The 25304-nt window shown below is 43.0% G+C and carries 26 protein-coding genes; 25 read left to right on the forward strand and 1 reads right to left on the reverse strand.

Annotated features, from left to right (window positions below; translation table 11 throughout):
• Window positions 1–440 precede the first annotated feature (440 nt).
• Window positions 441–917 (reverse strand): MarR family winged helix-turn-helix transcriptional regulator, encoded by a 477-nt coding sequence (locus B067_RS0118720; RefSeq protein ID WP_019531631.1) that lies wholly within the window; start codon window positions 915–917, stop codon window positions 441–443.
• A gap of 249 nt (window positions 918–1166) precedes the next feature.
• On the opposite strand from B067_RS0118720, the gene B067_RS0118725 reads away from it, so the two are divergent.
• From B067_RS0118725 to B067_RS0118845, 25 genes are all read left to right on the forward strand, one after another.
• Window positions 1167–2276 carry an amidase gene (locus B067_RS0118725; RefSeq protein WP_019531632.1) on the forward strand — a complete coding sequence of 370 codons (1110 nt, stop codon included), beginning with the start codon at window positions 1167–1169 and terminating at the stop codon, window positions 2274–2276.
• 44 nt (window positions 2277–2320) lie between these two features.
• A complete protein-coding gene (locus tag B067_RS0118730) occupies window positions 2321–3469 on the forward strand; it encodes an acyl-CoA dehydrogenase family protein (RefSeq protein ID WP_019531633.1) in 1149 nt (382 codons plus the stop codon).
• 29 nt (window positions 3470–3498) lie between these two features.
• Window positions 3499–3858: a hypothetical protein gene (locus tag B067_RS0118735; RefSeq protein WP_019531634.1), complete on the forward strand. Its 360-nt coding sequence runs from the start codon at window positions 3499–3501 to the stop codon at window positions 3856–3858.
• A 13-nt stretch (window positions 3859–3871) separates the two neighbouring features.
• Window positions 3872–4393, forward strand: a complete 522-nt coding sequence (locus B067_RS0118740) for a nuclear transport factor 2 family protein (RefSeq protein WP_019531635.1) — start codon at window positions 3872–3874, stop codon at window positions 4391–4393.
• Between the two features lie 45 nt (window positions 4394–4438).
• Window positions 4439–5716 (forward strand): aromatic ring-hydroxylating oxygenase subunit alpha, encoded by a 1278-nt coding sequence (locus B067_RS0118745; protein ID WP_019531636.1) that lies wholly within the window; start codon window positions 4439–4441, stop codon window positions 5714–5716.
• 14 nt (window positions 5717–5730) lie between these two features.
• A complete protein-coding gene (locus B067_RS0118750; protein ID WP_019531637.1) occupies window positions 5731–6213 on the forward strand; it encodes an aromatic-ring-hydroxylating dioxygenase subunit beta in 483 nt (160 codons plus the stop codon).
• Between the two features lie 8 nt (window positions 6214–6221).
• A complete protein-coding gene (locus B067_RS0118755) occupies window positions 6222–6965 on the forward strand; it encodes an SDR family NAD(P)-dependent oxidoreductase (protein WP_019531638.1) in 744 nt (247 codons plus the stop codon).
• Between the two features lie 42 nt (window positions 6966–7007).
• Window positions 7008–7964: a PDR/VanB family oxidoreductase gene (locus B067_RS0118760; protein ID WP_019531639.1), complete on the forward strand. Its 957-nt coding sequence runs from the start codon at window positions 7008–7010 to the stop codon at window positions 7962–7964.
• A 58-nt stretch (window positions 7965–8022) separates the two neighbouring features.
• The gene (locus B067_RS0118765; RefSeq protein WP_019531640.1) at window positions 8023–8214 is read left to right on the forward strand and encodes a 2-hydroxymuconate tautomerase; all 192 of its coding nucleotides are present in this window, start codon (window positions 8023–8025) and stop codon (window positions 8212–8214) included.
• Between the two features lie 31 nt (window positions 8215–8245).
• Entirely contained in the window at window positions 8246–9178 is a 933-nt protein-coding gene (locus B067_RS0118770) for a flavin reductase (protein WP_019531641.1), read from the forward strand.
• Between the two features lie 127 nt (window positions 9179–9305).
• The gene (gene pcaF, locus B067_RS0118775) at window positions 9306–10514 is read left to right on the forward strand and encodes a 3-oxoadipyl-CoA thiolase (RefSeq protein ID WP_019531642.1); all 1209 of its coding nucleotides are present in this window, start codon (window positions 9306–9308) and stop codon (window positions 10512–10514) included.
• On the forward strand, window positions 10511–11869 hold the full coding sequence (locus B067_RS21730; RefSeq protein ID WP_019531643.1) for a 3-oxoacid CoA-transferase: 1359 nt from the start codon (window positions 10511–10513) through the stop codon (window positions 11867–11869). Before pcaF ends, B067_RS21730 begins: the two co-directional genes overlap by 4 nt.
• Before the next feature lie 253 nt (window positions 11870–12122).
• Complete coding sequence (locus tag B067_RS0118790; protein ID WP_205620007.1) at window positions 12123–13250, forward strand: muconate/chloromuconate family cycloisomerase; 1128 nt, start codon at window positions 12123–12125, stop codon at window positions 13248–13250.
• A gap of 28 nt (window positions 13251–13278) precedes the next feature.
• Window positions 13279–13569, forward strand: a complete 291-nt coding sequence (catC, locus tag B067_RS0118795) for a muconolactone Delta-isomerase (protein ID WP_019531646.1) — start codon at window positions 13279–13281, stop codon at window positions 13567–13569.
• Between the two features lie 44 nt (window positions 13570–13613).
• Entirely contained in the window at window positions 13614–14495 is an 882-nt protein-coding gene (locus tag B067_RS0118800; protein WP_019531647.1) for a dioxygenase family protein, read from the forward strand.
• Between the two features lie 4 nt (window positions 14496–14499).
• A complete protein-coding gene (gene pcaD, locus B067_RS0118805) occupies window positions 14500–15303 on the forward strand; it encodes a 3-oxoadipate enol-lactonase (protein ID WP_169335594.1) in 804 nt (267 codons plus the stop codon).
• Between the two features lie 315 nt (window positions 15304–15618).
• Window positions 15619–16824 (forward strand): multidrug effflux MFS transporter, encoded by a 1206-nt coding sequence (locus B067_RS0118810; protein WP_019531649.1) that lies wholly within the window; start codon window positions 15619–15621, stop codon window positions 16822–16824.
• A gap of 189 nt (window positions 16825–17013) precedes the next feature.
• Complete coding sequence (locus B067_RS0118815; RefSeq protein ID WP_019531650.1) at window positions 17014–19308, forward strand: TonB-dependent receptor; 2295 nt, start codon at window positions 17014–17016, stop codon at window positions 19306–19308.
• 121 nt (window positions 19309–19429) lie between these two features.
• Complete coding sequence (locus tag B067_RS0118820) at window positions 19430–20851, forward strand: aldehyde dehydrogenase family protein (RefSeq protein ID WP_019531651.1); 1422 nt, start codon at window positions 19430–19432, stop codon at window positions 20849–20851.
• A gap of 42 nt (window positions 20852–20893) precedes the next feature.
• Entirely contained in the window at window positions 20894–22201 is a 1308-nt protein-coding gene (locus B067_RS0118825) for an amine dehydrogenase large subunit (protein WP_019531652.1), read from the forward strand.
• A 13-nt stretch (window positions 22202–22214) separates the two neighbouring features.
• A complete protein-coding gene (locus B067_RS0118830) occupies window positions 22215–22760 on the forward strand; it encodes a MauE/DoxX family redox-associated membrane protein (RefSeq protein ID WP_019531653.1) in 546 nt (181 codons plus the stop codon).
• Window positions 22761–22775: 15 nt separating this feature from the next.
• The gene (gene mauD / locus B067_RS0118835) at window positions 22776–23378 is read left to right on the forward strand and encodes a methylamine dehydrogenase accessory protein MauD (protein WP_020700334.1); all 603 of its coding nucleotides are present in this window, start codon (window positions 22776–22778) and stop codon (window positions 23376–23378) included.
• 24 nt (window positions 23379–23402) lie between these two features.
• Complete coding sequence (locus tag B067_RS21735) at window positions 23403–23918, forward strand: methylamine dehydrogenase light chain (RefSeq protein ID WP_083921470.1); 516 nt, start codon at window positions 23403–23405, stop codon at window positions 23916–23918.
• A gap of 11 nt (window positions 23919–23929) precedes the next feature.
• Entirely contained in the window at window positions 23930–24337 is a 408-nt protein-coding gene (locus tag B067_RS0118840) for a cytochrome c, class I (protein WP_205620008.1), read from the forward strand.
• A gap of 11 nt (window positions 24338–24348) precedes the next feature.
• Entirely contained in the window at window positions 24349–24909 is a 561-nt protein-coding gene (locus tag B067_RS0118845; protein WP_169335595.1) for a c-type cytochrome, read from the forward strand.
• Window positions 24910–25304: the final 395 nt, after the last annotated feature.

Raw genomic sequence — 25304 nt, forward strand, 5'->3', positions numbered from 1 at the left:
TAACTAGGCAGGGAGCAACGATCAGCCAGTCACGCCGTGGTAACTGCTGGGATAATGCCTGTGCGGAGAGTTTCTTCTCACTAATGAAGCAACAATGGATTTATCCGGCAGGATATGATGGTAATGAATCAAATGAAACGCTTGGTGCAGTCCTACATTAATGGTTTTTATAACACGTGGCGTGTACATGGCACCTTGAATCAGGTGCCAATGCTCTGTTATAAAGCTGCAGTCTAGGTGTCCGTTTTATGTGGGTCACATCAGATAGTGGCCAGCTTTCAGATAGCACCTGTAGGGTACAATTGTGACATCTAATAAACTAGTAAGTTTTCAAATGAATAATGAGCCGTTAGCATTTGGAAGAATGGTGACTGATTCATCTAAGTTATTGATTCATCAGGTACGTGTTAGCTGGCTATAGCAAGACGCGGTAACTATATTCAGTCATTAGAAATATTTGTCAAGATTGTTCTCAGTGCTTTGTTTACGTTCTTAACTTCGCTGATGGTTAGCCCTTCATAAGCAGAGTCGTATAATTTTGAGGTGTCCTTAATAGCAGATTCAATTATGGCAGTGCCTTCTTCAGTTATGGCAACGATTGAAACCCTGCCATCACCTTCAGAGGGCCTTATCGTAACAAGTCCTTGGTCCCGCATTTTATACACCAGTTTTGTGATCGTTGGCATTCGAGCACCTGCATGAGTTGTGATTTCGGTTACGCTTAATGATCCATGTATATGAAGAATCATGCCTACTCGCCAGCCAGTAATATTCAATCCAACCTTTTTAAGCTTTTTTTCCATTTGCTGTGTGTAGCGATTGCTCAACTGCATCAACCAATAGAAGGGGGATTGGCTATAGTCGAAATCTTTACTAGCCGGTTTATAGGTACTATGTTGTTTAGATTTTCTCTTCATTATGGATCTTAAATTGACGGTTAGATTTAGTGGTTGATGTGCTGGTCAGCTGGTGTTGGGTTATGATTTTAGCAAGTTTAAGCTAAGAAATCCTTATAACGTAGGCGAATAACACCAAGCGGATAAGCTATGTTGATGCCGTCTGTAACCAGTGAATATAAATAGATGGATCCCCTTATATTATTACTTTACTTTTCAAGTGAAATATATCAGTATTCTTCTTGTGAGTAAGTAATGGGTTTAGTGTAAATGGTAGTTTTCATAGATAAATTTTGTCTAGGCGGTCCTGGGCCTAGGGTGGCTATTAAGGACTCTATTGATGTTGAGGGGAGGGTCACTACGTGCGGTAGTGCGGCTTATGAGCATCATCCAGCGGCTAGTCAACATGCCGAAGTGGTCGCTAATGTGATAGAGGCTGGAGGTGAGCTTGTTGGCAAGACCACTATGCATGAGCTTGCCTTTGGTATGAGTGGTGTCAATGCGTGGGCAGGTACACCGACTAATACGCACTACCCGGAGTATATACCCGGTGGATCATCAAGTGGGTCGGCAGTGGCCGTTGCGAATGGCGATGCGGACTTCTCTATAGGGACTGATACCGGGGGGTCGATTCGAGTACCTGCGGCGTGCTGTGGTGTTTATGGCTTCAAACCGACATTTGGTCGGGTGAGTCGTAAAGGTGTGATGCCAAAAGAAAGCGAATTAGATTGTGTCGGGCCCATGGCTGCTAGCGCAGGCATGATCATTACTGCAATGAGAATGATGGATCCCAGTTTTATCAAGGTTTCAGGGTTGAAGGTGTTTAAATTGGGCTTAGTCAAAGCCGATGTTGATGCCGGAGTCAAATCAGTCTTTGAGCAGGCAATAGCAAAACTTAATTTTGAATTGGAATGTGTTGAGTTGCCATTAATGAGCGCGGCTTACGAGGCGGCCTTATCATTGATAAATGCCGAGGCCTGGAATGCTTATGGTGGTTTATTAAATACAGGCAGTATAGGTAATGATGTCAGTGCACGTTTGCTGGCGGCAAAGAACGTAACAAGTGAAGAGTTAGACGCGGCAAAACAAATAAGAAGTTCGTTTGACGAAGATGTGAATAGTGCGTTCAGAAATGTCGACTTCTTGATAATGCCAACACTGCCCAGTTTTCCGTTGAAGCTCGATGATGCGATAAGCGGAGCAGTTGATTTAAATATTAGCAGGCTTGTTAGGCCTTTTAACTTGTCAGGCCATCCCGCAATAACAATACCTATACAGCGTTCTGGTGGTCATCCGGTGTCTATACAACTTATAGCAAAAAAATGGAATGACGAAGAATTGTGTGAAGCAGCCAAAATAATAGATGGTGTCATTAACTAATCAATTGTACTGGCTACATGGTTTTACTAATAAAGAGAGAAAAAATGTCAATAGCAATATTAGATAAATCAAAATGGGGTGGTAGCGAGCAATTCGATAATTTGCTGAGTGATATACGGGTGCGCCGTAATGAATTTGATGAACAGCGTTATATTTCTCATGATGTTGTCGAAAAGTTTAAGAGAATCGGTATTTATCGTGCCTTTGCCCCTGAGCAATTTGGCGGTGATAACAAAACCCCCGCTGAGTTTTTGCAAGCGATAGAGGCCATCTCGGCAGCAGATGGTTCTTCAGGTTGGGTTGCCAGTTTTGGCATGAACCCTGCCTACTTAGCCGCCTTGCCCTTGGGAACGATTGAGAAGGTGTGGAAGGATAGTCCAGATGTTGTTTTTGCAGGTGGGATATTTCCTCCGCAACCGGCAAAGAAAGTTGATGGTGGGTTTATTATTAATGGCCGTTGGCAGTTTGCCAGTGGTTGTATGGGGGCCACAGTACTGGGTGTGGGTATTTTACCTGATGTCGAGGGTGGCTTACCTCGCATGGCCGTACTGCAACCTGACCAAGTTGAAATTGAAAAGACTTGGAATGTACATGGCATGGTTGCTACCGGTAGCTTTGACCTAGTGGTGAAAGATGTATTTGTGCCAGAAGAGTGGACCTTCGTGAGGGGGGCTGCGCCAGTTTTAGATTCCCCCTTTTTTCGTTATCCATCAATTGCTTTTGCTTCGCAGGTTTTATCAGTAACAACGTTGGGGCTTGCCAGAGAGGCCCTGGATATTATTGTGGCAATGTCAGAAGTCCGTAAGTCAGTAACGGGGGCTCCGTTAATAGGTGATCGCGTCTATGCGCAAATTGAAATGGCAAAGGCAGAGGCTAAGCTTCGATCATCCAGAGCTTTCTTTTACGAAGCAACGGAGGATGCTTGGGCTGCGGTTACTGCAGGGGGTAAGCCCACTCCTCAACAAACTAGCATGATTCGTTTGGCAACAACAAATTTAACCCGTGAATGTGCGGAGGTTGTTCAAACCGCCTATAGATTGGCTGGGATGACAAGTACTTATTATGATCATCCGTTATCACGCATTTTTCGAGATTCGCAAATGGCAACTCAGCACGCTTTTATGGGTGAGATAACCTACCAAAATGCGGGATCCATGCTGTTTGGGCATAAACCATTACCTGGTTATTTATAATTTTAGTTAAACAATTTAGGAGAGCGACAATGACAGATATAAAAACACATAGAGTTTTATTTTGTATTGGTATTAACCAAAACTTCATGGATGCAAAAAAAGAAGAAATGGGGGATGTTTGGCAGGCATTTAGCGCTTTAATGAGCGGTATTTCTAATCTTCCCGGCGTGAATGTTTTGGGTGTTATGGATGATGACCGTATTCAAGTTGGGCCATCAGCAGATGCACCCTGGACAGCGTATATTATGGCTGATGTGCCCGATCTAGAAACCATAATTAGTGCTTGTGATTTCTGCCGTTCAACTCCGGTTGGCGATGGTACTTATAAGTTATGGAAGTACTGCAAGATTGAAGCAAGAATTGGTCGCGCTTTAGTCATTGGCGGCTAAAAGGTTAATTATTATGTCTGTGGAAAAAACGATTAACGCTTTAGAAAAAAGGCTAACCGCACTTGAAAGTGAAAAAGAAGTAAGAGAGTGCATGAACCGATATATGTATCTTTGTGATGATATCGGTATCGATTTCCCATTAGAAAAGTTAACCCAACTGTTTTCAGAGGGTGCAGTGTGGGAGGGTAAAGGCGGCCGATACTCAAAAAGCTTTGGTCGATGTGAGGGACGAGATGCTATCGCACAAATGTTCAAAAAATATACCCTGCCACCTGCACACTTTGAATTGAATGTTCATGTGCTAGGCAATGAAGTCATTAATGTTGATGCTGATAGTGCAACTGGAAGTTGGGTGTTAGTACAGCCTTCCAGTTTTACCAGCGGAAAATCTCAACTGAGTTGTGCGCGCATAACCGCTAAATTTATAAAGAACAATGAGCGATGGCTGATAGATCATTTTCAAACTGAGAGTTTATTCAGTCGCCCCATGTCAGAGCCATGGGATCAGCCGGCACTATTACCTGTTCCAGATTAAAAAGCCAGAGTAAACAAAGAATATTTACGTTATTAGGAGGCTCGTATGAGCGCTGATGTAATTGCAAAATCGACAAAGACCAGTGCCGCTGATTTGGTGCTTGAAGATAGAGTGCATAAGTCTCTATATTCTGACCCAGAAATATTTGAGGAAGAGTTAGATAAAGTTTTTAATAATACTTGGGTGTGGGTTGCTCATGAGAGCGAGATTGCAGAAGTAGGTTCATACAAAACGGCAAAAATAGGTCGTCAGCCGGTTATTATTTCTCGTGATCGCAAAAAGAATATCCATGTTTTACTCAATCGCTGTCGTCACCGTGGCGCCACAGTATGTGAAGGAAATCATGGCAAAACTAAGGCTTTTACCTGTCCGTACCATGGTTGGGGTTACTCGTTAGACGGAGAGCTGCGTGCATTGCCTAAGCCAGAAGAATATGAAGGAATTTTAGATAAATCAAAATATAGTTTGGAAAGCTTACGCTTTGAAACTTATCAGGGAATGATATTTGCGACCTTCAAAGACGACATTGAGCCTTTAGAAGACTTTTTGGGCGGAGCAAAAAAATGGATAGATTTGTTCATGAAACAGGGGGGCGGCTACCCTGTACAAGTATTGGGCACCCATCGTTTCCGTTTTCCTGGTAACTGGAAGATTCAGTTAGAAAATACCACCGACGCTTACCATTTCCCTATTGTTCATAAGTCATTTATATCGTCTGTCGATGAGGCGACTCAAGAAGTATTTGATTTCTTGGATGGCGAAGGGTTTGTTGAAGATCTGGGTAATGGCCACAGTGTGATGCTGATGATTCCTGAGTTAAAAGATTTAGATGAAGCCTTAGATGATCCAATTCCTGATCGCTTTAAAGAATTCGCAGAGTCTTTGAAGGAAGAAGGTTGCAGTGAGGAAGAAATCAAGCGCATGGTTAAAGCCGTTGGCGGCTGTGGTTTTAATTTAAATCTATTTCCCAATATTGCTTGCTCAATGGCCTTTTTCAGAAACTTGGTACCTATTGGCCCAGCAGAAACTGAAATTCACCATATTGCGATTGGCGGCCAAGGCGCTCCAGCTGCTTATAACCAAGAGCGCATGCGTTTGCATGAACATTTCCAAGGCCCCATGGGTTTTGGTACGCCCGATGATGGTGAGGCGTGGGAGCGTGTACAAGCTGGTTCTATGGCAGGAACAGACGGTTGGATTATGGTTAACCGAGGTATGTCAAAATTGAGAACATCTGAAGATGGTAATGTACAAGGCGCTGTTTGTTCGGAGACAGGCATGCGTGCCGCTTATCAGCAATATAAAAAACAGATGTCTATCTAGAGTGGGAATAAATAATGAATATTGATAGCCAACTAATTACAGAAGTCACTCATTTTATTAATCAAGAGTCAGATATGCTTGATTACAAAGAGTACGCAGATTGGTTAAAACTTTGGTCTGAAACGGGGTTGTATATAGTGCCGGTTGATCACAGTAATACTGATTATAAAAATTCGCTGAATATAGCCTACGACGATGCAGAAATGCGCGTTATGCGTACGGATAGATTACTAAGTGGAGAAGCTGTTTCTACACAATATGCTGAAAAGACTGTTAGAACTCTGTCTCGAATTCGGGTTGTTGGTGAAGAGGATGGCTTGATAAATGTACGTTGTGCTTATTGTTTGTATGAACATAAGAAAGGAAAAATTAGAAGCTTTCCAGCCAATGTTGAATTCAAGTTACGTCGCTTGGATGATTCATTTTTGATTGAGCAAAAAGTTATTAATATATTGCTGTCAGATCAGCATCTTAAAACAGTCAGCTATATATTTTAGAGGTGTTTATGTCGGAAGTTGTTTTGATAACAGGGGCTGGGCAAGGGTTAGGATTTGCTATCGCTCAAGGTTTTTATGATGCGGGCTATAGTGTGGTATTGACTGATGTTGATGAGAATCTTGTCGCTGAGGCTGCAAAGTCAATTGACGACAGTCGCAGTCGCGCTATAGGATTTAAGCTAGATGTGCTAAAAAAAGATGACTTTCAACAAGCCCTAGATTTTGTAATTGACCGTTTTGGGCGCTGCGATGTGCTTGTTAATAATGCTGCGATGACGCCAACAACACCAGTTTTAGATATAACTGCGGAAGAGTTTGATGCGGTAATGAGCGTTAATCTCCGTGGTACATTATTTGGTTGCCAGGTGTTTGCTAAGCACTTTTCAGAAAATGGTTTTGGTCGAATTATTAATATGGCTTCATTGGCAGGTCAAATGGGTGGCACAGCATCGGGCGCTCATTATGCTGCATCGAAAGCTGGCATAATGACTTTAACAAAAGTGTTCGCTCGTCAGTTTGCTGATCAGGGCGTTACGGTAAATGCCGTTGCTCCAGGTCCAGTGGATGTGCCTTCGGTAAGAGATAAGGTACCAGCTGAAAAGCTTGAACATATAATCAATACCATGATCCCAGTTAAAGCGATGAGTAGCCCGGGATTAATTGCCAGTATGGTCGTTATGTTGGCGAGTGAGCAGTCTAGTACCGTGACCGGAGCTTGTTGGGATGCCAATGGTGGAATTTATATGCGCTGAGTTAGCATAGCTAGCCGACAGTGCCAGGATTAGAGATATATTATGACGATTAAATTAATTGATGTTGTGATTACTGCTAGGGAAGACCAAGGAGCGGGCATTGCCGTTTTTGAACTTGCGAGACCATCAGGGGATGAGCTGCCGAGGTTTGATGCGGGCGCTCATATCGATGTGCATATAGGCGACAATTTTATTAGGCAGTATTCTCTGAGTGGCAATTCAGAAAATAAAAACAGTTACCGTCTAGGTGTTTTAAATGATCCTAATTCTCGAGGTGGTTCTGTAAAGCTTTATCAAGAGTTTAAAAAAGGTCAATTAATAAAAATAAGTGAACCAAGAAATCACTTTCCTCTAGATGCTGATGCCAAAAAAACAATTTTGGCTGGCGGCGGTATTGGTATTACACCGATGATTTCGATGGCTTATACCTTAAAGTCACAGGGTAAACCCTTTGAACTTCATTATTGTACGCGTTCAAAAGGCGCAGGTGCTTTTGAGCGGGAGCTATTACAGCAGTTTCCAGAGCAAGTTATTTTCCATTATGACGACGATGGAGGTGAGCAATTATTCTCGCCAGAAAAACTGTTTCTTCCTTATGATGCCGATTTACATATTTACGTGTGTGGTCCAACCGGTTTCATGGACTGGGTTATAAATAATGCAAAATCATTTAATTATCCATCGGAGCAGATTCACTTCGAATATTTTAGTGCTGATGTCGATGTCACAGGTGATGCGTTTGAAGTTTACTGTGCAGTCAGCGACATCACTGTTTCTGTCGGTGAGGAAGATACGATTGTTAAAGCGCTAGCTGCAGCAGGAGTGAAAGTCGATGTTTCTTGTGAAGAAGGTGTTTGTGGTACCTGTATTACTGACGTTTTAGAGGGTGAACCGGACCATCGAGATCATTTTTTAACGGAAGAGGAAAGAAGCGATAACGATCAAATGGCGTTGTGTTGCTCTAGGGCGAAATCGAAGCGCCTAGTTATTGATCTTTAAGCATATATGAAGACAGGTAATCTGTTTGTTGTTTAGAAAAATATTAATAGGAATCGCTATGCCTTTAGTAAATGTACAAATGATGGAAGGTCGCACTGACGATCAAAAAGAAGCATTGATAAAAGCCGTTGCTGAAGCAGTAATGGAATCAATAGGTGCGCCTGAAGAAAATATTAGAGTCTTAATTTCGGAATATCCTAAAAAACATTGGGGTATAGGATCCATTCCTGCTCACAAGGCGGGTCGTTAACGGAAAAAATAAATTTAGTGAGTGTAGATTAATGAATACTTCAGAGTTTGATAGTAAAGAATTTCGCCCTGCATTGGGTCAGTTCCCAACCGGCGTAACCGTTATAACCACAGTAGATGAAAAGGGTGAATCTGTTGGCGTTACAGCTAGCAGCTTTAATTCAGTTTCAATGGATCCTCCGCTTATTCTTTGGAGTGTCGATAAGAAAGCGTACAGCGCTTCTATTTTTGAAAGTGCCAGCAATTTTGTTGTTAGTGTGTTAAGTCGAGATCAGGTATCAATATCTAATCGTTTTGCTGGCCGAGGCGAGGATAAATTCGATGGTTTGGACTTGCCAGTCGGTATCGGTGGATGTCCTCTATTGGAAAAATGTGCTGCACAGTTTGAGTGTGAAGCATGGAGTGTTTATGAAGGTGGTGACCATCTTATTATTGTTGGTAAAGTTATTAAATACAGCCACGACCAGTCTAAATTGCCTTTAGTGTTTTCACAGGGGAGTTATGCGGTATCTATGCAGCACCCTGAATCAATAAAACGCAACAAGGTTAGTGCTAAACCTAATGATTTTCTGGCCGATTACTTGCCGTTTTTGTTGCATTTAGCTTTTACCGGATCTGGAGCTGAGCTATATCCACAGTTCATGGAGAGATATCAGGTAACGCCAGAAGAGTGGAGGATATTCACTTTATTGGAGTCTAGGGGTAGCAGTAACCTTTCGGATATTGCAGATATGTTGATGCAGCCTACGGTTTTTCTTGCTTCCGTGACAGAAAAGATGACGGATAAAGGTTATTTGAAAGTTGAACCTACTGCTGTTTTAACGCTTACCGAAAAGGGTTTAGAAATGAGCCAGAAATTGTTCGCGCTGGCTAAAGCGCATGAGAAGATGACGATTGCATCGCTGAGTGATTCGCAATGTAAGGAGTTAAAATCTTCACTAAAATCTATTTGCGGTATTAAATAAAAAGTTTATTTAATTTTTTCTTTCATATGAGCATAATAAAAAATATCTGATAGAGGTTTTTTTACAAGCTCTAAATAATAAACGCCACTTTTGCTGGCGAAAAATATTCCTTTAAAGGGATTAGATCATGATTAAGCATGACGTATTTATTTGTGACAGTATTCGTACCCCCATTGGGCGCTATGGTGGTTCGCTTTCTTCAGTCCGTACTGATGATTTAGGAGCTCACGCGATTCGTGCTTTATTAAATCGCAATAAACAACTAGATCCCGCTGGTATTGATGAGATATTTTTTGGCTGCGCCAATCAGGCCGGTGAAGATAATCGCAATGTGGCAAGAATGGCCGGCTTGTTAGCCGGTATTCCACAATCGGTTCCGGGTGTCACACTTAATCGTCTATGTGGTTCTGGCATGGATGCGGTGGGCAGCGCAGCCAGAAGCATTATAGCGGGTGAGTTGGGATTGGTGATTGCCGGAGGCGTAGAGTCGATGTCCAGAGCACCGTTTGTTATGGCCAAAGCTGACACCGCTTTCTCGCGTGATTCGAATTTATACGACACGACCATGGGGTGGCGATTTATCAACGACAAGCTACACCGTGAGTATGGCACCGATACCATGCCTGAAACGGCTGAGAATGTGGCTGAAGCTTTTTCTATTTCAAGAATGGATCAAGATTTATTTGCTTTACGCTCACAGCAAAAAGCAGCGCAGGCAATTAAGGCTGGCCGTTTTCAAGCAGAGATTGAGCCGGTCGTGATTCCACAGCGTAAAGGTGATCCTATCATTGTTAGCGTTGATGAGCATCCGCGCGAAACCAATCTGGAGAGTTTGCAGTCACTGAAAACACCTTTTCGTCAATCGGGCACAGTTACTGCCGGCAATGCATCGGGTGTGAATGATGGTGCGGCAGCCATGTTGGTCGCAAACGAAATATCAGCTGCTAAAAATGGTTTAGAGCCGGTTGCTCGATTTATTACCATGGCAACATCAGGTGTTGAGCCTAGATTGATGGGTATCGGGCCGGTAACGGCTTCATTGAAAGCGCTCAAAAATGCGGGCTTGAGTATAAATGATATTGACGTCATTGAGCTGAATGAAGCTTTTGCCAGTCAAGGTTTAGCCGTCTTAAGAGAGCTAGGCGTTGCAGACGACGATGAACGAGTTAACCCTAATGGTGGCGCGATAGCTTTGGGCCATCCTTTAGGTATGAGTGGCGCCCGATTAGTGATGACAGCGGCGCGAGAACTATCATTAACGGGTGGTCGTTTTGCGCTTTGCACAATGTGCATAGGCGTGGGGCAGGGCATCGCTATCATTTTGGAACGAGTATGAAAGAAGTCAGTATTATTTCTGCGCAGGAAGCTGCAGAAAAAGTTAAATCCGGTGATACATTATTGGTCGGCGGCTTTGGTATGACCGGTAACCCCGTGCAATTAGTTCATGCCTTGGCAGAGAACACATCGATTGATAATTTGACCTATGTCGGTAACAACGTCGGCGAAGCCGGTTTGGGTGGTGGTCGCTTGTTACGAAACGGGCAGCTAAAAAAAGCGATTGGTTCTTTTTTTACCAGTAATCGCGAAGCGGTAGAAGCTGCGCAAACGGGAAAGATAGAAACCGAGTTAATTCCACAGGGTACATTGGCAGAGGCTTTACGAGCGGCAGGTGCAGGTATAGGTGGTTTTTATACCCCGACCAGTGCGGGTACTGTGTTAGCCGAGCATAAAGACTGCAAGCATTTGGATGGAAAAGATCAGGTTTTTCAAAAAGCTATTCATGGTGATGTGGCATTTATTCGCGCCTGGACGGCGGATACTGCCGGTAACTTGCAGTATCGTTTAACCGAGCGCAATTTTAACCCCTTGATGGCAACGGCAGGAAAAATAGTCATTGCTGAGGTGCAAAACATTGTAGCCGAAGGCGAGTTAAATCCAGACCAAATTCATACGCCGGGTTGTTTTGTGGATTACATAGTGCAGGCGGCGTTAACGGAAGAGGCATTAGGCTCATCTGCCAATGTGGCCAGCAGTGATAAGGTGGTAAGCCCAGAGCGTATGAGCATGGCACGGGCAGTGTTGGGTGAATTACGGCGCGGCGATGTAGTGAACTTAGGGATAGGTATTCCAACCTTGGTTGCAGATCTTATTACACCCGAGCATGGCATTATTTTACATAGCGAAAACGGTATGTTGGGCGTAGGGCCTGAACCGAAAAGTGGTGGTGCTATGGATTACCCCGTAAATGCCGGGAAAATTCCGGTAACCGCTTTGCCTGGTAGCAGTTACTTCGATTCCTCTGAGTCGTTTGGAATGATTCGCGGTGGGCATATCGATGTTGCCGTTATGGGCGGATTAGAAGTTGATGGCCATGCTGACCTTGCTAACTGGGCAGTGCCGGGCAAACCCTTGCTTGGTGTTGGCGGTGCCATGGATTTAGCTAGTGGTGCAAAGCGTCTGATTGTTACTATGACCCATACCGATAAGAAAGGCCGACCAAAGTTGGTAGCTGACTGCAAGTTACCACTCACGGCAATTGCATCGGTAGATGTCATTATTACTGAGCTGGCTGTTTTTCATCGCGATGGAAATATTTGGAACCTAACTCAGTTAATGCCGGGTATTGAATTGGCAGAGGTCAGTAAAAAAACAACAATGCCATTTAAGGTTTCTCTCAATAAGGTTGAGTAATTGCTTACTGAACAAGAAATTATCAATAATAATTATTCAGATTCGAAATTATTTTGATAATGGTAATCAGTATGAATAAGTTTTAATGTTGGTTTATTTATGTAGAGAATATCAAAGATTGAAATTACTTTTTGAATTTTAAGTTTATCGTCACTGTGTAAAAAAACATTACATTTGAATTTATTCTTCATGGCTAGGATGTAAAAAATTCGATGAATGTTAACTTTAATCACCTATTACAATGGTTCTTATAATGAATGTTACAGAATTAAAAATAGAAAAATTCGAATCTTTTTTGTTGGATGTTCCAACAATACGTCCTCATATTTTATCTATGGCCACCATGCATTCACAAACTATTGTTCTGCTAAGAATAACATTCTCTGATGGAACGGTCGGTTTGGGTGAGGCGTCAACTATTGGAGGGCTAGCTTATGGTGATGAAAGCCCTGAAGGTATAAAGGTGTCACTTGATAGCTATTTTGCACCACTGTTACTCAATCAACCTTATAAAAGTGTTGGTGGTACAATGTTGCGAATTAATAAAAATATTGTCGGTAATAGATTTGCTAAAAACGCCATTGAAATTGCATTAATGGATGCTATGGGACATCGCTTAGGTGTTCCTGTTTCGGAGTTGCTAGGTGGTCGTATAGTGGATCATATTCCGGTTCTTTGGGTGCTTGCGAGTGGTGATTTGAGCAAAGATATTGCCGAAGCGGAAGAAATGATTGCTAGCAGGCGACACAATGTTTTTAAAATAAAAATTGGCAAGCGATCAGTGGATCAAGATGTTGCCCATGTTGCTGCTATTAAACAGGCTTTAGGTGATGCGGCTAGTATCCGTGTTGATGTTAATCAAGCATGGACACGTTGGCAAGCTAATCGCGGATCCGCGATGTTAGCCGATGCAGGTATTGACCTGATAGAGCAACCATTAAGGCATGATGATATTGAGGGTATGAAGCAATTAGTTCAACAGGGAAGAATCGCAATTATGGCCGATGAAAGTGTGCAAGGGCCAAAAATTGCTTTTGACATGACGACAGCTTATTCCGCAGATGTTTACTCGATTAAAATAGCGCAGTCAGGTGGGTTATCCGAAGCAGCTAGAGTTGCATCGATTGTTTCCATATCGGGAGCTGCTCCTTATGGCGGTACTATGCTTGAACCTCATATTGGAACAGTGGCGTCTGCACAGTTATTTTCTACCTTTCCTAGTTTGGAGTGGGGGACGGAGCTTTTTGCGCCACTATTATTAAAAGAACAATACGTAAATGAAACATTGGATTATGTTGATTTTGGTTTAACTGTTCCTAATAGCCCAGGTTTAGGTATTTCTTTAGATGAAGATAAAGTAAGTTATTTTAGTCGCAAGTAAAAAAATTGTATTTTTTGGAGGTCTAAGTATGTTGTTTAAAGTAGAAATGGAAGTGATTGTTCCTCATGATGTGGACCCTGAAATTTTTGAATCGATAAAAAGTAAAGAAAAAGAATATGCCAGTGAATTGCAGTCTAAGGGCGTATGGAGGCATCTCTGGAGGGTGGCAGGAGAATATAAAAATATCAGTATTTTTGATGTTGATAGCAATCAGGCGTTACATGATACGTTAATGGGGCTACCTTTGTACCCCTATATGAATGTTGAGGTAACTCCTCTGTGTCGCCACCCATCATCAATTCATAACGATGATAGGTAGAATGTTTTAAATCTGTTTAGCTATAATAAAATGAGGTGAATCTAATGAGTAACGAAATAACTGATAGTGTTGAAATTCAAAAATTTCTGGATAAAGTTGCAGGTTTGGATAATGACCAAGGAAATCCGCGTATTAAAACGATCGTGCGTCGCTTAGTAGGTGATCTATTCGCAGCAATTGAAGATTTAGAAATTAATGAAACTGAGTTTTGGAAAGGTTTACATTTTATTCAGGCGGCCGCGCCCGAATTGATTTTAATTTCTCCTGGATTAGGCTTTGACCACTTTCTTGATGTGCTGATGGATGAAGCTGATAAGAAGGCCGGTAAACTTGGTGGTACGCCACGGACTATTGAAGGCCCGTTATATGTTGAGAATGCCCCTATTAGCGATGGCTACGCTGAGATGGTGACTGATGAACCCGGTGATCCAATGGAGTTGACTGGTGTGGTTAAAGATCAACAAGGAAACCCTATCGATAGCGCTCTAGTTGAAATTTGGCATGCGAGTGAAACCGGTGGTTACTCACACTTTGACCCAACCCTTGTGGAGTTTGCTTTCCGTCGCGGTATTCGCACAGGTGCTGATGGTGCATATAAAGCGAAAAGTATTATGCCTTCTGGTTATGCAGTGCCTCCTGGAGGTTCAAGTGAGACTCTTTTAGGTCAACTAGGTCGCCATGGTAATCGTCCTGCACATATTCATTTCTTTGTTTCTGCGCCTGGTTATAAGCATTTGACAACACAAATTAATATTGCCGGTGACCCGTTCACCTACGATGACTTTGCCTTTGCTACTCGTGATGAGTTGGTAGTTGAGTCCAGTGATGTAGATGGTATAGCTAAGGTTAAATTTGATTTAACCTTAGTAAAAAGCCACGACGATGACGATACCGCTCGTGCTGCTCGTAATCGGATGGCTGGTTAATTCTATGAGCTTAAATAGTTTACCTATAAAGTTTATGGCAAATGATGGCTGTAATATACATTACAGCCATCATGTTAATGCCGGTAAGCCAACACTCGTTCTATCTAATTCTTTAGGTACAACAATGGCTATGTGGGAGCCTCAATTAGAGGTTTTAAAAAATCATTTTAGTGTTGTTTGTTATGATTCTCGAGGCCATGGTTGTTCAGATGTGTTTCCGGGGTCTTACTCAGTAGATCGACTAGGTTGTGATGTTGTTGAACTTTTAGATTTTTTAGATCTTGATAAAGTTCATTTCTGTGGTCTCTCTATTGGGGGGATGGTTGGTCAATGGTTAGCTGCTCGTTTCCCAAGTCGAATTAATTCTCTTGTATTGGCAAATACTTCAGCCTGTATAGAGCCTTCCTCTATGTGGCAAGATCGCATTAACCATGTACAAAAAGAAGGTTTACTCAGTATTTGGGGTAATGTTCTTGCACGATGGCTGTCTTCGGATTTTATCAAAAATAATGCTGAAGCAGTTGACAATATGAAGGCCATGTTTAGTAGTATTGATAGTGATGGCTATTGTGGTTGTTGTGCGGCTATTCGTGATATGGATCTGCGTCAAGTCGCTAATTTAAATAAGCTTCCTACACTAATTATCGCGGGAGCTCAGGACTTAGCAACGCCTATTGAACATTCGGAATATTTACTGAGTCAATATTCTGATGGCAAGCTAATCACATTAGACGCGGGTCATCTATCAAATGTTGAGCAAACTGAGGGGTTTAATCAAGCTATCCTTGATTTTTTAGTTGAACGCTAATCCCTCAATTCATAGTGGCAATAGGTGGGTTTTTATATAAATGACTATGAATAGGTAGGGCTGGCACACTGAGAATCGGTGTGGTTCTTGTATTGTGGTAGGGGGGGGTTAAACTGCAGCTACAGAAATAAAACATATCATCGGGTAAGCGCCAGCTATTTAATTATAATACGTGGCATTTATTGTATATATACGTCTGCCATTCACGGGGATCAGCTGCCCGTTCCGGTTCTTATGAAAGTTCTTTTTCAGTTATTAGTCTATCTCATTGCTCAACACAAACTATTTAAATAAATATAATGTTGTAGGAAATTAATGAGTCAATTAACGTATCAGATAGGTAAAAAAGAGTTTATTTGTGTCATGGCTCTGTTGATGTCCATGGTGGCTTTATCTATTGACACAATATTGCCTGCACTAACTGAGATTGGTGGCGATCTAGGTGTTGGAGATGCCAATAATATTCAGTTAATTATATCAGCCATCTACTTAGGTATGGCAGTTGGAATTATCTTGTTTGGGCCTTTATCTGATTCTTATGGTAGGAAGAGGGTTATCTATCTGGGCATAGCTATATTTTTAATAGGTAACTTAGTCTCGGTTTTAGCAGGTGACTTCAAGGTCATGCTTATCGGCCGGCTTCTCCAAGGTTTTGGAGCGGCCTCATGCCGAGTACTTTCATTGGCTATTATTAGGGATAGATTTGAAGGTAAGGAAATGGGGCAGGTGCTGTCTTTAATAATGTCATTCTTTATTCTAGTGCCCATCATCGCGCCATCTATAGGGCAGGTAATCTTACGTTTTCTAGATTGGCGATTTATTTTTATTTTTACCTCATGTGTTAGCTTAGTAGCTTTTACTTGGTTGTATGTTCGGCAAGTGGAAACATTGCCCTTAGATAAGCGCCTACCTTTTACCTTTAGTGTTATCAGGTCAGGGATGGTAGAAACGCTAAGTAACAAGTATTCGTTTTTTTATATGCTTTCGTCTGGGTTCATATTTGGCGCGTTTATTTGTTATATCAGCCTGTCCCCCCAGCTCTTGAAGATTCAATATGATCTGGGGAAGTTGTTTTCTGTTTATTTTAGTGCCTTAGCGCTAGTTATAGGCCTAGCATCGTTTCTCAATTATCGCCTTGTTACAATTTTTTCCATGCGAGCAATTTGTTTGGTTTCAGTAATAATATTTGGCCTATCGTCAAGTATATTTTTAATTTATGTTGAGGCATTAACTGAGCAACCTGAGCTTGCCGTTTTATTGGCCTATCTGTCAATTATGTTGTTTTGTTTTGGTGTGTTTTATGGGAATGTTAATGCGCTTGCTGTCCAGCCTTTAGGGCATATAGCAGGCCTTGCCTCTTCAGTGGTGACGTCGGTACAGACGTTTATGGCTATTATTATTGCGGGCGTCATAGGGCAGTGTTATGACGGAACAGTACGGCCTATTGTGATTGGTTTTTTGATTTGCGGTATGCTTGGATTTACCTGCCTTCTTTGGGCGGGAAGGTCGAGGAGTAGATAATAAGTTGGTAGTTCGTTGTTTTGTGGAGAAGTTTTAAGGGGGCGAGTAGCGCTGGGAAGACTCTAAGCATGCTGATTTTTACCCTTTAGTTCCTTATAAACCATTTTTTTCTTCGCTGAGCGCCAAGATTCTATAGGCGACCCTTTGGTAGTCTGGTTACACACAAAAATACAATAATTAGGGGAATCTATGAATAAGCAATTTAGGAAAAAGTTAATCTGTGCTTTGGTGCCTGTTTCTTTGATAGCAAGTGCAAATACCTATGCAAATATATTGGAAGAAATCATTGTAACTGCACAAAAGAAAGATGAGACTATTCAAGACGTTAGCGTTTCAGTAACTGCTTTTAGTGGTGCGGCACTAAAAGAATTGAATATGACTAACAGTATTGATATTGCGGCCCAAACCCCAGGTCTAAATATTGGTACTCCGGTTGGGGAGGGCAATAATCCCTCGATCAGCCTTCGTGGCGTCGGCCTTAATGATTTTAACGATAACAATGAAGGGCCTATCGCAATTTACCGGGACAATATTTATCAGGCGGCGATGCCTGGGCTTACTTTCCAGTTGTTTGATTTACAGCGCGTAGAGGTTTTACGCGGGCCACAGGGCACATTGTATGGACGTAATGCCACTGGCGGCCTAGTACACTTTATATCCAACGCGCCCACTGAGGAATTTAGCGGTTACGCTGATGTGACACTTGCTGAATACAATCAGGTAAAGCTTGAGGGAGCACTGTCTGGCCCGATCACTGATAGTATTTCTGCAAGGTTGTCGGTGGCGACCAATGACCATGACGGCTATGTTAAAAACCGTATTGGTCCTGATGCTAACGAGGCTAACAGCGAAGCCTATCGACTGCAGGTTAAGTTTCAAATTAATGAAGAATTATCTGCATTAATCAATGTGCACGGCGGTAAAACAAAGACATTGGCTCCACAGTATCAGCATGAGGCCACCGATGATGGTACGGGTACGGCGGGTGTGACTGATCTTTATGGTTATAGTGATACCGATGGTGATCCATGGGCAGGTGATTATAATCGCAAGGGCATCTTGGATATCGACTCTCGTGGTGCGTCTTTGACTGTAGATTGGTATGGCGAGGATTATGAGTTTGCCTCTATCACTGCGATTGAAGATGTAGAAAAATTGCACCAGGAAGATACCGATATGGGGCCTTATAGTGGTATTGAACCTGACTTTGGCTCTAAAAATGAACAGTTTAGCCAGGAATTTCGGTTGAACTCTTCGCAGGATGGCTACGAATGGGTGGTGGGTGCTTTCTACTTTGAAAATGAAGTGGATGGGGATCTCTCGTTAGGTGTTTCCCACTTTGGCCCAGTGGTTGATGGCATTACGGGAGCACCAGCAGGTACTTTTGGCACCGATTTAGTGAAATTTTTTGATTATAAAATCAATTATTTACAGAAGACCGAGTCGGCGGGGCTTTTTGGCCAGGTTGATTACGACCTTAATGACGAATGGCTAGTTACCGTGGGCTTACGTTATACACAAGAAGAACGCAGTATGGATTATCAGAACCGCACCGACGGCGATCCTAGCGCAGTGCTTAATTCTTGTTTGATTCCAGCGGGTGATGTTTGCGGGTTCGGTTTTGGTAGCTCTTTCCCTGGCACTAATACCTTCATGGATTTTACGGATAGCAACCCTGTTGTTGCTGCTGGCGATTTAAATGAGCTGGATGTGGATAATGTATCCGGTAAGATAGCTTTTGACTATCGGCCCTCACATGACCTCTTAGTGTTTTTTAATATTGCCCAAGGTTTTAAAAGTGGTGGTTTTAACGGCGGCTTTTTAGATTTCACTGATGGTGTTTCCGAATTGGATGTTCCTTTCGATGAGGAGCTATTAACCAGTTACGAAGTAGGTTTTAAATCAACTATGGCTGATGGGGACCTGCGCTTGAACGGTACGGCTTTCTATTATGATTATAAAAACTACCAGGCACTAACTTTTGCCGGCTTAAGCCAGTTCATCAACAACTCCGACGCCACTGTTAAAGGTTTGGAATTAGAGATGGTGTGGATGCCTAGTGAGAGCTGGGATATTAGTTTGGGTATGAGTGCCTTGGATACCGAGGTTGATGAGGTCATTGTCCGAGGTGTAGGCAGTGTGACTGGTAGCGAAATGGTGCAGGCACCAGGGTTTACTGCTAATGGTTTAGTGCGCTATCAGGCAACTGATCAGTTATCGCTACAGGTTGATTTTAGTCACCAAGCCGACCAGTACTTTGATATTAGTAATAGTGACCTAGCGAAGGAAGATAGCTATACCGTGTTCAATGCCCGCGTTGGTTATGAGGTGAATGAGAACTTAACGCTATCTGCATTTGTTAAAAACTTAACTGATGAAGAGTACCGTGTATACACGTTTGACTTTACTGGCCCTGCAGGGTTTAACCAGCAATTCTTTGCGCCACCACGTTGGGCGGGTGTTACTGCCAGCTATAACTTTTAATCTGTTAGAAACTGAATCAGCCGAAAGGCTGGTTCAGTTTTTTTGATTATAGAAAATAAAATTCCGCTATTTCCAGTGTTGTTTAGCTGGCCCATTTGACTAATGTCTAAGTGTTAAGTTTATGAAAAAATTCAATATGACTATCAACGGTCAGCAAATTATTTCAGACAGTTATTTTGATGTCATTAATCCGGCAACTGAACAGGTCTTTGCGCAGTGCGCAAAAGGAAGTGCAGATGATGTGGATCGCGCGGTGGACGCTGCTAGCGAGGCATTTAAAAGTTGGAGCGTGATGGCTGACGCTGATCGTAAGGCAGCACTACATGCCGTGGCAAGTTTGCTTGAAACCAATATGCCCGAATTAATGGAGTTGATTGTACAGGAGACTGGTAAGCCAATGCTGGGTTTGAATCAGGTTGGTGCGGGTATGGAAGTTGGCGGTGCTGCAGCTTGGGCGCACGTTAATGCCGATATCGATTTACCGGTTGAAGTGATTCAGGACAATGAAGATGCTCGGATAGAGTTGCATCGTAAGCCGTTAGGGGTGGTGGCGTCTATTACACCTTGGAACTGGCCTTTGTTGATTGCTATTTGGCATATTATTCCCGCGATGCGTGCCGGCAACACGGTGGTGCTTAAGCCTTCACCCTTAACGCCAGTTACGACTGCGCGTTTTGTGGAGTTGGCCAATACGGTATTGCCGCCGGGAGTGCTAAACTTGGTGTCAGGTGATGGCGACGTGGGTGCGGCAATGACCGCCCATGAAGGTATTGCCAAAGTTGTCTTTACCGGCTCTACCGATACTGGTAAGCAAATTATGAAAGCGGCATCTGGCAACTTAAAGCGGCTGACGTTGGAGCTAGGCGGTAATGATGCAGGCATCGTCTTAGACGATGTTGATCCTATTGCTATAGCCCCTAAATTGATTGGTGCTTGCTTTCACAACAATGGCCAGACTTGCGCGGCATTAAAGCGGCTCTATGTTCATGAAAGTATGTACGAGTCTGTCTGCTCTGAAATGGCTAGGTTAGCCAGTGGCTTGGTGGTAGGTAATGGCTTGGCGGAAGGCACTGAGCTTGGCCCCGTTCAAAACCAAATGCAGTTGGAGATTGTAGAATCATTGGCTGAATCGGCGAGAACCGAGGGTGGCCGCTTCCTGTGTGGTGGTAAGAGGCGCGAAGGTAAAGGCTATTTCTATGAGCCTACTATCGTCGCAGATTTGGTTGATGGCAATCGACTGGTTGATGAAGAGCCTTTTGGGCCAATTGTCCCGGTGATTAAATACAGTGACATCGATGAGGTTATTAAGCAGGCTAATAGCAGCCCTAATGGCTTGGGTGGTTCTGTTTGGTCAACCGATACTGCCCGTGCAGTTGAAATTGGTAAACGTCTTGAGACGGGCACAGTATGGATTAACGATCATGGCGCAGTGCAACCCGATATGCCATTCGGAGGTGTTAAACAGTCAGGTTTTGGGGTGGAGTTTGGATTACATGGTCTACAGGAATTTACCTCCATCCAATCCGTTAAAATTGCTAAATAATGATTGTTTTTCGGCTACTACTCTTGAGGAAAAGGGCAAAGAATGAAATTTGAAACTGTGAAAAAGCTGGTGCTGGTTAGCGCAGTGCTAACGGTTCTTTGGAGCTGCTCAAAAGATGAATCTTTAGTTGCTACCACAGAACAAGCTCCAGCCGACGCTAAAGTGGAAGCAAAGCCCAAAGGGCCTGCTATAACTGGCGCAGATTCTCTGGCGCCCCATGAAAAACCTCAAATATTGGCGGATAGCACCAGGCCGCCGCTGCCTATTGAAGAGACGGGTAATGTTGCTAGATTACCTCGCAGCTACCCTGAACATTGGGTGATGGTAAGAGAGGTTAACTTTTTCAACCATCTTTCCGGTAAAGTTATCGTGCTTGATGTGGCTGAGACCAAGCCGCAAAAGCGTATTAAGGGAATGATGGACAGTAGTTTGCTGGGTAATTTTGGGCAATCGAAAACCCGCGGTGAACTTTATATATTAGAGTCCTTCCACGAGCGGGGAACCCGTGGGCCCAGAACGGATGTGTTAGTGATTTATGATAAAGAGACGCTTTCGATTAAAAAAGAAATTGTTTGGTTACAGCCCAACCGTATTATGGCGTTACCTGAGCGTTATTCGATTTCACTCTCTAAGGATGAAAAATTTCTATTTGCTGCCAATTTTAGCCCAGCGGCGTCGTTTACTGTTGTGGATTTGGATAAGCAGGAAATCGTCACCGAGATTGGAACTCCCGGTTGTGTGCTGACCTATCCCGTCGGTCAGCGTACTGTTGCTTCGCTTTGTAGTAATGGTGGCATGTTAAGTACAACGGTGAATGAAGATGGTACATTGAAATCTCAAAAGCGTCTTAAACCGTTCTTTGATACCGATAAAACACCCATTTTTGAGCATGGCGTATTCTTCAATGGTCAAGCTTTTTACCCTAGTTTCACCGGTTTATTACATGGTTTTGATGTTAGTGGCGAAGAGGTGAAATACTTGGGTAGCAGTAGTCTGGTTTCAGAGGATGAGCAAGAAAAAAACTGGCGTCCTGGTGGCTTGTTCCTTAACGATGTCGATGATACTGGTTTAATGTATACCATTTTTCAGCCTGATGGCCATGAAGGCACCCAGACCCATGGTGGCACAGAAGTTTGGGTACATGACTTAAAAACGAAGCAGCGTGTTCGTCGAATTGAGGTGCCTAACTGGGCAGTTTCTTTGGTGGTGACACGGGGTGAAAATCCACTTTTAGTGGTCACTAATGGTGAAATGAATCTGGATATTTTTAATGCCAATGATGGTTCATTTATTCACACGGTGTCTGACTTTGGCAATGTCACACCATTGGCCTTAGAGAAGTCTTACTGAGTAAGGGCGTTGTATGGAACTATTATCTGCAATGAGTAATTCCGTCGCCGTGTTTATGCTCTGGCTGTTTGTTACGGCGGGTATCAGCAAACTAATGCCGGCTAACCGGGATTATTATATCGAAGTGATGGCCGGTTACGGTCTTGTATTGCCTGAGTTAGCTAAAACATTGCCAGTGTTGGTTGGCTTGGCTGAAATTGTTACCGGGGTGCTAACATTAATCCCGCATACTCGTCTGTTTGGTGTGATGGCATCTGTGTCCATTTTGTTAATTTATTTTGGCGTGATGGCGAACAAAGTTCTAGCTGGCGAAAAAAATATACGTTGTGGTTGCTCCGGACCTGGCGTCAATATGAACGTCAGCCCGGTGTTATTGGTTCGTAATGCTGTGTTAATCGCCTTGCTTATTTTTTCAGGTATGAATATTTATAGCGTAGATGTAGATGCAGGCTTGTGGCTTGTGTCAATAATATTTGCGCTTATTTTTATTATTGTTAGTTTGAGTACGGAACAGCTAATCATTAATGAACAAAAAATAAAAGTGCTTAAAGCGCTTTAAATTGAGGATGTGGTTGTGGATGTATTAGTCGTTTCTAATATTTTGTTGTGGGTTGCTGTGGTGATTATGGCAGCGGTCATATATGCCTTAACCCGGCAGATCGGCGTGCTTTATGAGCGAGTTGCCCCCGCCGGAGCTTTGGCGATGAACAAGAACATAGACGTAGGGCAGGATGCGCCAGAATTGTCGTTACCAACGATCAACTCTAAGTTGGTCACTGTTGGAGGTAAATCTGCTGATGGAAAATCTCAGCTATTGTTTTTTGCGTCGCCCGATTGCCCCGTGTGTAAAACACTGATGCCGGCGTTGAAATCGGCAGCCAAGCATGAAGCCGATTGGGTTAATTTAATTATTGGTAGTGATGGGAAAAATCAAGATCATAAGCGTTATGTTAAAGAACAAGGGCTAGAGCCTTACCCCTATATCGTTTCTGAGTTATTAGGAAAAACCTACGGCGTGGCGAAACTACCTTATGCGGTGATTATCGACGAGCAGGGTAAGGTGGCGTCTATGGGTATAGTCAATTCTCGAGAGCATATCGATAGCCTTTTTGAAGCCAAAGAAAGAAAAGTCGCTTCAATTCAAGATTACATGAGCAATAAAAATCAGCAATATTAAATAACGGGTACAAGGTTTAACAGTATGAAATTTCTTGATCGTTTTTTTGAAAAGTCTGCACGCAGTGTTGCTCAGAGGAGCTCTAGAAGAGGCTTGTTGAAGACGCTTGGTACCGGTTTGGTTGGTGCAGCATCGATTCCTCTATTGCCAGTAGCACGGGCTTCAGATGGTGCTCCGAAACAACCAGTGGATGAGGGTGATCCAACCAGTTGTGACTATTGGCGTTATTGTGCAGTCGATGGTTTTTTGTGTGAATGTTGCGGTGGGACTTATAATACCTGCCCTCCGGGCACAGAGATGTCACCCATTACTTGGATTGGCACGTGTCGCAACCCGGTAGATGGCCGTAATTATGTCATTTCCTACAATGATTGTTGTGGTACAACACAGTGTGGTAGCTGCCTGTGTCAACGAGATGAAGGGGATAGGCCGCTGTATCGATCGGACAAGTCTAACGACATTAATTGGTGTTTGGGTTCCAGTAGTAGTGTTTATCATTGCTCTACTGCTGTGGTGGTTGGAGTGGCTTTCGAACAATGAAATGCTTGCTAGTGTTAGCAGTAGCCGTTATTGGGTCGACGCATATTTTTGCGCTTGAGGTGAATGAGCCGCGAGCTAAATTCAACTATCAAATGTTTTGCCAAGGCTGTCATGTTGGTGATGGTTCTGGACATAAAGGCGTGCCTGAAATCAAAGATTTCATTGGTAACTTTTTGACTTTTCAGGAGGGGAGAGAGTATTTGATCCGTGTGCCGGGATCAGCAAACTCTGCGCTTGATAGCTATCAATTAGCTGAGTTAATGAATTGGATGATTGTGACTTATGGTGGTAGTAGCGTGCCTGAGAAATGGGCTGTTTATACTACAGAAGAGGTCGAAAAATATAGGCAAGAACCTCTTTATGAAGTTATTGATTATAGGAAGAAGTTGGTCGATTTTATATCGGAAAATAATAAGTAATGGTACGAGTTATGAAAATAAATAAGTTGTTGGTTATGGTGTTGACCGTTTTGTTAATGGCGATAAGTGGCTCAGTAATAGCCAGTGAAAATATCGATAAAGCGGTAAAGGCTTGTGCTGCATGTCATGGCGCTAATGGAGTGTCTAATAATGGCCAGTGGCCGAATCTGGCTGGTCAAAAAGAGCAATATTTAATTAGCCAAATCAATGCGTTCCGTAACGGTAGCAGAAGTGATGCCTTGATGAACGCAAGTGTTCAGGGCTTGTCAGATAAACAAGTCGCTGCGATTGCCCGATATTTTTCCTCGCTAAAGAGAGAGCAGAATGTCCCGGGTGACCTTGCTCTAGAGGGTCTCAATGTACGAGCCCGTTGTGTTTCATGCCATGGTATGAAAGGCCGTACGGTTAACACTGAATGGCCCAATTTAGCGGGTCAGAAGTATGAGTACGTTAAAAAACAGTTAATGGACTTTAAGTCGGGAGCTCGTAAAAGCCCCATTATGGAAGTGATTGCCAATGAACTAAATGATGAGCAGATTGCAGCCGTAGCCGATCACTATAGTAAATTATAATTGTCCATATCTTTTTTACCCTTTCTAGGTCGCCCCAGCCCCCGCTTTGTGGGGGATTTTCGTGAGATTACCGCTGGCTAATCAGCACCTATGTAGTCTACTCTAACTTTATGTTTGCTGTTTTTCCCGCTCGTCGTGAGAGTTTTCCTGGGGTTGGCCGAGGGTGATGATTGGGTGTGCATTATAGTTAAGGCACAAGCGCCTAAGCCACTACGTCCTATAATTCCCAAACTTTGTTAGAGATAGTGTCCGTTAAATCGGGGAAGATTTAATGTTGGCTTATAAGGATTTGTTATAAACCATGGCTATGGTTTAGTTGATTATTCAAGTAACTGCCAGTATGCTTGATCATTTTTAAGGCGTTTGATTCAGGTTTACGGTAATAAATATTAATT

Source organism: Dasania marina DSM 21967, from assembly GCF_000373485.1.
Taxonomy (GTDB): Bacteria; Pseudomonadota; Gammaproteobacteria; order Pseudomonadales; family Dasaniaceae; genus Dasania; species Dasania marina.